Annotated in this window: 9 protein-coding genes; 6 read left to right on the top strand and 3 right to left on the bottom strand. The window is 68.0% G+C overall.

Annotated features, from left to right (window positions below; genetic code table 11):
* The coding region (locus ACXJKR_RS19205) for an ImmA/IrrE family metallo-endopeptidase (protein WP_457324173.1) at positions 1-786 on the top strand (786 nt) is incomplete at its 5' end.
* 10 nt (positions 787-796) lie between these two features.
* Complete coding sequence (locus ACXJKR_RS19200; RefSeq protein WP_457324172.1) at positions 797-1,318, top strand: DUF4411 family protein; 522 nt, start codon at positions 797-799, stop codon at positions 1,316-1,318.
* A 129-nt stretch (positions 1,319-1,447) separates the two neighbouring features.
* On the opposite strand, the gene ACXJKR_RS19195 is transcribed toward ACXJKR_RS19200, so the two are convergent.
* Positions 1,448-1,642 (bottom strand): hypothetical protein, encoded by a 195-nt coding sequence (locus ACXJKR_RS19195; protein ID WP_457324171.1) that lies wholly within the window; start codon positions 1,640-1,642, stop codon positions 1,448-1,450.
* Positions 1,643-1,832: 190 nt separating this feature from the next.
* Entirely contained in the window at positions 1,833-2,048 is a 216-nt protein-coding gene (locus tag ACXJKR_RS19190) for a hypothetical protein (protein WP_457324170.1), read from the bottom strand.
* Positions 2,049-2,353: 305 nt separating this feature from the next.
* Between ACXJKR_RS19190 and ACXJKR_RS19185 the strand changes: the two genes are divergently transcribed.
* Entirely contained in the window at positions 2,354-2,851 is a 498-nt protein-coding gene (locus ACXJKR_RS19185) for a DUF7482 domain-containing protein (protein WP_457324169.1), read from the top strand.
* Between the two features lie 12 nt (positions 2,852-2,863).
* Here the strand turns inward: ACXJKR_RS19185 and ACXJKR_RS19180 are convergent, their stop codons facing one another.
* On the bottom strand, positions 2,864-3,535 hold the full coding sequence (locus tag ACXJKR_RS19180; RefSeq protein WP_457324168.1) for a helix-turn-helix domain-containing protein: 672 nt from the start codon (positions 3,533-3,535) through the stop codon (positions 2,864-2,866).
* Positions 3,536-3,667: 132 nt separating this feature from the next.
* Here ACXJKR_RS19180 and ACXJKR_RS19175 point away from each other — a divergent pair, with 132 nt between their 5' ends.
* The 3 genes from ACXJKR_RS19175 to ACXJKR_RS19165 form a co-directional block, all read left to right on the top strand.
* Entirely contained in the window at positions 3,668-5,518 is a 1,851-nt protein-coding gene (locus ACXJKR_RS19175) for an aspartyl protease family protein (protein WP_457324167.1), read from the top strand.
* On the top strand, positions 5,515-6,924 hold the full coding sequence (locus tag ACXJKR_RS19170) for an MFS transporter (protein WP_457324166.1): 1,410 nt from the start codon (positions 5,515-5,517) through the stop codon (positions 6,922-6,924). The genes ACXJKR_RS19175 and ACXJKR_RS19170 overlap by 4 nt, the downstream gene beginning before the upstream one ends.
* On the top strand, positions 6,917-7,384 hold a 468-nt coding region (locus tag ACXJKR_RS19165), incomplete at its 3' end, for a YdeI/OmpD-associated family protein (protein WP_457324165.1). The genes ACXJKR_RS19170 and ACXJKR_RS19165, both read left to right, overlap by 8 nt.

Below are 7,384 nucleotides of genomic sequence, written 5' to 3'. Positions count from 1 at the left end.
ATGCAACAGGGCGTGGCGGCAGTCCGCCAATCTATTGAGGAGACGCTCGGTATAACCAAGCAGGAATTCCGTCAACAGGCAAGCGCAGAACAAGCATTCGCGTTCCTAAGGAAGAAGGCCGAGAAGGTGGGCGTGTTTGTCCTGCTCGCTGGCAACCTGGGAAGCCACCACTCGGCGATTCCGGTAGGGGCGTTTAGAGGGTTTGCCATCGCTGACGACTTAGCGCCTTTTGTCGTGATTAACGACGGCGACGCTAAACCTGCGTGGTCCTTCACGCTGGTCCATGAACTCGCACATGTATGGCTTGGCTTCACAGGGGTGAGCGGGGGTCTTTCCGAGCGTGACATCGAGAAGTTCTGCAACGACGTTGCTGGGCAGTTCTTCTTGTCCCCGGCCGAGCTGGCCGCTGTTGACGTCGCCGGCCTGGATGTGGATGCGCAGGTTGCCGTTGTTACCGAGCATGCCAACCGATGGCGCGTAAGTCGTCCGATGGTTGCCTACGGGCTTTTCAAAGCCGGAAGGATCAGTCACAACGCCTGGCATGCGCTCAGTGCCGAGTTGCATGCCCGCTGGCTCGCCGAGCGCGGACGTGCGCGCGAGGTCGCCCGCGAAAGGAAGGAGTCGGGGCCGTCGTATTACGTCGTCCGGCGCCATAGGCTTGGGCGCGCGATGCTTGACTTTGCTCACCGAGCAATGGATGCGGGCACCCTGTCTCCAGCGAAGGCAGCCAAGGTGCTTGGCGTGAAGCCGCGTAGTGTTTACCCGCTGCTCGCCGACGTCAGCTGATAGGGCCCGAATGCTTTATCTGCTCGATGCCAGCGTCCTCATTACGGCCCACCATCATTACTACCCGGTGGATGGTGTGCCCGAATATTGGGAATGGCTGACCTTCATGGGGCAACGGGGCAAGGTGAAGCTCCCGTTCGAAATCTTTGACGAGATCAAGGAGGGGCCGTCAGATGGAGAGAAAGACCTGCTGTTTGCTTGGCTCCAGGCGAAGGCCACCAAAAATGCTCTGCTGCTGCCAGACGAGGTAGACCCCGAGCTGGTACAGAAGGTCATTTCAGAAGGCTACGCGCCGGACCTGACCGACGAGCAAGTCGAGTACATCGGTCGTGACCCTTTCTTGATTGCCTACGCTATCGCGGCAGATGGTCGATGCGTCGTCACAGTGGAGACCTCGGAGCCCAAGAAGCAGCGCCAGAATCGCAAGATTCCCGACGTCTGCAAGTCCTTTGGTCAGCTCTGCTGTAACCCGTTCGCTTTCAACAAGGCGCTGGGTTTCCGCACAAATTGGAAGAAGGACTACGGCCTCTAGGCTGAGCGCAGACGCTCCAAATTTCGCAGCGCCAGGGCATCGGCCAGCGGGTCTACTTCGCCTGCCTCGGCGTTGTTGAGGCCCCAAATCTACAGGAGGGTTCGCCTCTCACCTGCCGTGTGTGGCGGCTCACAACTTCAGCCGTCGTGCCAGTTCTGCGCTTGCGGCCTTTGCCCCTTCGTCTGGGCACGTTCTTGCTGCGGTCTCAATTGCGGTTGCCAACTGCATCACATTGAGCTTTTGGCTGCGGCCCAACATCTTGGCCATTTCTACAAAGGCAATGGCCAGCGCATCAACTTGCGCGCTCACTTCAGGCGTTGTCATCGGTCCGGCTCCTCGGTGGTTCAGCTGGAGGCAGCGTACCTAAACGCGATGCGATCAAAAAGGGCAGCGTCGCGCCAATAGGGGAACAACTGGACACCACCCAGAGCGCATCGCTAGCATCCATGCGGGTTAGCGGCGATCTGCGGTCCCTGTCGGAGGGACCACGAAGGCTCGACCTGGCAATGCGACCTCACAAAACGCCAGGCAGCGGGCCAAAGCGCTCTGTGCGGCCCTGTTCCAGGCGTCGCAGCCGTCTTTCCAGATCGGCGAGATCCCGGGCTTCGCCAAGAAAGCGCTCGTCGTCATCCCGTGTGAACGCGTCCCTCAGGTTCAGCAGCCATGCGCCCAAGCGCGACGCCGCGCCGGTGACGGCAGATTTTTGGAACAAGGTGGYGGTACGTTGCATGGGTGCTCCTTCGTGAGGCTCGAAAGCGATGAATCACGATAGGCACCGCCCACGCTGTTGCAAAGGCACAGAAGGGGCGCAAGTTCACTCGGCTGTATCAACGCAGCTGCAGACACAGCTGGCTGCCCGGGCCGCCGGGCATCGATGACAGGCGGCTCAATGCGAAATCCGCCGCTTGATGGGTGGGCAACTGATCCTCGTCAACGTGGGTGTTGAGATCGTCCGGCAATCTTGAGGTCCAGGCGCTCGATCAGAGCTGCCGCCAGTGCGCAAGAATCGCGTCTCGCCTTCTACGAGGAACCGCAATGCCTAAACCCGTCATCCGTGCACTGAGTGCTGCCCTGCTGCTGGGCGCAGCCACCAGCTGGGCAGCCGACGAAGTCACCCTGCCTCTGAAGGAAGCGTGGTTCGAGGGCGAGATCGTGCATTACGTCAGCACGGACATCTCCGACCCCGGCATCGCCAAGAAGCAGGGCATCAACTACGTGCCCGCCCTGGCCGAGACGCTCAAGCCCGGCATGCCCGTCGAGAAGGCCTACAAGTTCCCGGGCGACGAGCAGGYCACCGTGCTGCCCTCCATCCCGAGGCCCGTGGGCGGCGCCAATGCCGACGCGACCTACAGCCCGCTGTGGGTGCTGGTCATGGTGCGCTGGAAGCCCGGCGTCACACCGCACACACTCAAATCCGAGGAGGCCGTGCTGGCGGCCGAGGAAAAGGGCGAGGTCCAGCTGACTCCAACCAAGATCGTCGCGAACTKGCCCGTCGTGCGGGCTCGCGGCGCCGCGCTGCAGGGCGTGCGCTGAGCCAGCAAGGCATCATCCCGTTGGCCGGTCGCCCCCGCCACTGAGGGTGCCGCGCAGTTGGGAGGGCGCCAGCCCGGTCATGCGGCGGATGGCGCGGCTCATGTGCGCCTGGTCGGCGAAGCGGCACTGGGCGGCCACAGCGGCCAGGCCGGCGTCGCCCCGGCCGATGTGGCCGAGCGCGCGATGGGTACGCTGGAACAGGCGGTAAGCCGCCGGCGTCACGCCGAAGACCTGGCGGAAGCCGCGCGCAAGGCTGCCCGGGTGCAGGCCGAGTTCGCGCGCCCACGAAGCCACCGGTGCATCAGGATCCTGGCGCAGCCGTGCCGCCAGCAGGTCGGGCCAGTCCGAAGCGGGAATCGGCAACTCCGTCAGGCTGGCGGTCAGCAGGTCCAGCGCCGCATGCAGGTCCCGTTCCGCCAGCCGAACCACCGCGTCCGGGTCGCTGGCGGCGGCATGGGTGGCAGCTTCCCAGGCGGTGGGCAAGGGCAGGATCAGCACCTGGGCGCCACTGCCGGCCACTTCGTCCAGGTGGTACTCCCAGCGGCGGTGGGCGAGTACATCCCCCGCCCGCAAGTGGTGCCGCCCCGTGTCGCCCGCCTCGACATAGCCGCCGGCGAGCACCAGGGCGACGAAGGCTTCGTCATGCCGGTGCCGGCCCAACCGCTCGCGCGGCGGATGGCGCATTGGCCCGGCGGTCAGCGGGCGGCAGGCGCCGGGCGCGCCGGGTCCGCCAGGTGCTCCCTTTGGCAGGTGAATTCGGTTCAAGACAGGCTATGCAATCGGCCACAAACTGGCCTCATTCTGAGGGATGCCTGCATGACCATGTTTTCGAGTTTGCGCGCCTGGTGGACGGCCGCCGCCCTGCTGGCCCTGCCATGCGCGTCGGGTGCAGCCACCGCACAGCACGTGCTGGCCGCGCACCGGGCGGCGACAGGCGAACCCGCCAAGGCAGGCAGCCTGGCCTTGCGCTACGCCTATTCGGGCCAGGGGCTGGTTGGCACCGTCGTCACGCGGTTCGACACCGCCAGCGGCGCCTTCGTCACGGACTGTGAACTCGGCCCGATCACGGTGGCGAACGGCTTCGACGGCCGCCTGCCCTGGATGCGCGACATCTCGGGCGCCTGCACGCCCCAGCAGGGCGGTGACCGGGTGCGCCTGGCGATCAACGAAGCCTACCGACTGGCCAACCTGTGGTGGCGCCGGGATCGCGGCGGCGCCCGCATCGAGGCGCTGGGCCGCGAGACGCTGGACGGCCGCGCCCTGGAGCATCTCGCCGTGACGCCTCGCGGCGGCTCGCGTTTTGACGCCTGGTTCGACGCCGGCAGCGGGCTGCTCGCCCGCATCGCCGAGCGCCAGATGTTCTTCGACACCCGCACGACCTACGAGGACTACGTCCGCCAGGGCGGCGCGCAGGTGGCTGGCCGCGTCATCGTCGACGGCGGCACCGGCGAGTCCGGCCTGGCGACGATGCGGCTGCTCGACGTCAGCTCGCCACCGCGGCGGCCCCGCACCGCCTACGCCATGCCGGCCGACCCACCACAAGGCGTCACCCTGGCCGACGGCGCCCGCCGGGCCAGCGTGCCATTCCGGCTGCTGAACAACCACATCTACGTCGAGGCGCACGTCAACGGCCACGGCCCCTACACCTTCATCGTCGACACGGGCGGCCACACCATCCTTTCGTCCCGCGTGGTGGCCGAGGCGGGCCTTGATGCCCAGGGCGCCTCACCGTCGGCGGGCGCCGGCGAGAAGACGACGACCAGCGGCTATGCGAAGGTGCGCGAGATCGCGCTCGGCCCGGTCCGCATGCACGACCAGACGGCGATCACCATGGACATCTACGACCCGGCTGTCGAAGGCATCCGGGTCGACGGCATGGTCGGCTTCGAGCTGCTGCGCCGCCTGGCGCTGCGCATCGACTACCAGCACAGCACGTTGACGTTCAGCCGCTTTGACGCCTTCGATGCCGGCGACGCGGGCACGGCCATCCCGTTCAAGTTCTACGACCACCTGCCGCAAGTGGAAGGCAGGGTGGGCGACATCCCGGCGCTGTTCGACATCGACACCGGCTCGCGCAGCGAGGTGGACCTCACGAGCCCCTTCGTCGCCGCCCGCCGCCTGCGCGAACGCTTCCCCGGCGCCGTCACCGCCATGACCGGCTGGGGCGTCGGCGGCCCCTCGATGTCGGAGGTCGTGCGGCTGCCGTCGCTGTCGCTCGGGCCGGTCACCATCAACGCGCCGGTGGCGGCGCTGTCGGGCGCCAGGGCCGGCTCCTTCAGCGATGCCAACTTCGACGGCAACATCGGCAGCGGGCTGCTCAAGCGCTTCGTGACCAGCTTCGACTACTCGCGCCAGCGCATGTATCTCAAGCCCATCGTGCCGCCGCCTGTCGACGCGGGCCGCTTCGATCGCTCGGGCATGTGGCTCAACGCGGCCGACGAAGGCTTCGTCGTGGCCCACGTCTCTCCCGGCGGCCCGGCGGAGGCGGCAGGGGTTGCCGTCGGTGACCGGCTCCTCACCCTCGACGGCCGGGCGGTGCAGGCCGATGAGCTGTCCGCGACACGGGCGCTGCTGCGCACCCGGGCGGATGGCGATCGCATCACGCTGGGCATGCAGCGCGGCACCGAGCCACGCAGCGTCGTGCTGGTGCTGCGGGAGCGGCTGTGAGCGACCACGACGAACGCCGGCGAACACGCGCCGTCCTGCTGCTGCTGTCGCTGGCCATGTTCATCGTCTCGCTCGACCAGTACATCGTGGTGGTTGCGCTGCCGGACATCGGCCGGGACCTGGGCTACTCGTCCCAGACACTGCAATCGGTCATCAGTGCCTACGCGATCGCGTCGAGCGGTTTCCTGCTGCTCGGCGGCCGCGCGTCGGACCTGCTGGGCCGGCGCAGGGTTCTGGCGGCGGGCCTGTTGCTGTACTGCCTGGCGTCCCTGGCCGGAGGGCTGGCGACCGGCACGGCGCAACAACTGGTGGCCCGCGCCTTCCAGGGCCTGGGCGGCGCCCTCGTGTTCCCCAGTACCCTGGCGCTGATCAACGTGCTGTTCAAACAAGGCCCGGCCCGCAACCAGGCACTCGGCTTCTGGGCCGGCGCGGGCGCTGCTGGGCTGGTGGTCGGCGTGCTGGCGGGCGGGGCGCTGACCAGCGGCTTCGGGTGGCGGGCCGTCTTCCTCGTCAACGTGCCCCTCGCCGGCGCGGCGCTCGTGGCCACCTTCGCGCTGATCGCGCACGACGGGCCGCTCGACCTGTCGCGGCCGTTCGACCTTCCCGGCGCAATCAGCGCCACGGCCTGCGTCACGCTCATCGTCCTGGCCCTGGTCCAGGGGCCCGAGCTGGGCTGGACATCGCCATGGATCCTCGCAGCCCTGCTCGCCGGGCTCGCGCTGGCCGGGGCCTTCGTCGCCGTCGAGCGGCGCAGCGCCGACCCGATCCTGCCGCTGGCCCTGTTGCGAAACGGCTGGCTTGCACTCGCCGCGGTCACCGCCGCGCTGTTCATGGCCACCTTCGGCACGCTGCTCTACTTCCTGTCCCTCTTCTTTCAGGATGTGCTCGGCTACGACGCCCTGCACGCCGGCCTGGCCTTCCTGGTGCCCACGGCCGTCGTGACCGGGGCGTCGGCGGCAGCCGGTCGGCTGGCCACCCGCTTCGGCCTGCGCCGCACGATGGCAGGCGCGCTGCTCGTGGGCGCCGCCGGCGCGCTCATGATCGGCCTGGCCGCCCGGCCCGACGCCGGCTACCTGGACCTGCTGCCTGGCATGGTGGTCATCAGCCTCGGCGATGGCGCCATGTTCACGGCCATGTTCATCGCGGCTGCCCAGGGTGTCCAAGACGACCGGCAAGGCGTGGCCTCGGGCATCGTCTCCACCGCCTCGGGCATCGGTGCGGCCGTCGGCCTCGCGGTGCTGGTGTTGATTGCTAACCACGCCAGCGGCGGGGTGGCCGCGCAGGCGCTGCGCGCGGCGCGTGCCCAGGGGATCGCCCATGCCGCCTGCACGATTGCGGCAGGCATTGCGTTCACCCTGCTCATCGTGCTCGCCTGGCGGCAGGCGCCGGACGACGGCCATGGCTGAAGCACCGGTGATCGCTTTTCGCGACGCCGCCGAATTCGAGGCCTGGCTGGAGGCGCATGTCGATCTCCAGGGTGGCGTCTGGCTCAAGATTGCCAGGAAGGGGTCGGGCCTGCCCTCGCTGACGAGCGACGAGGCGGTCGACGTGGGCCTTTGCTTCGGCTGGATCTCCGGCCAACGCAGGGCGCTGGACGAGCGCCACTACCTGCAGAAGTACGTGCCTCGCCGCCCAGGCAGCCGCTGGTCGCAGATCAATGTGGACAAGGTGGCGGTGCTGGCCGCCGCGGGCCGCATGCGGGCCACGGGCCAGGCCGAGATCGATGCAGCCCGGGCCGACGGCCGCTGGGCCGCCGCCTATGCGCCGCAGCGCACCGCCGGCATTCCGCACGACCTGGCCGTCGCGCTGGCGAGCCACCCGCTCGCCAGCGCGGCGTTCGAGTCGCTCGGCCGCACGCGTCAGTAC

The sequence above is a fragment of the Roseateles sp. P5_E11 genome (assembly GCF_054049355.1).
This window is presented reverse-complemented; position numbering and strand designations above follow the sequence as displayed.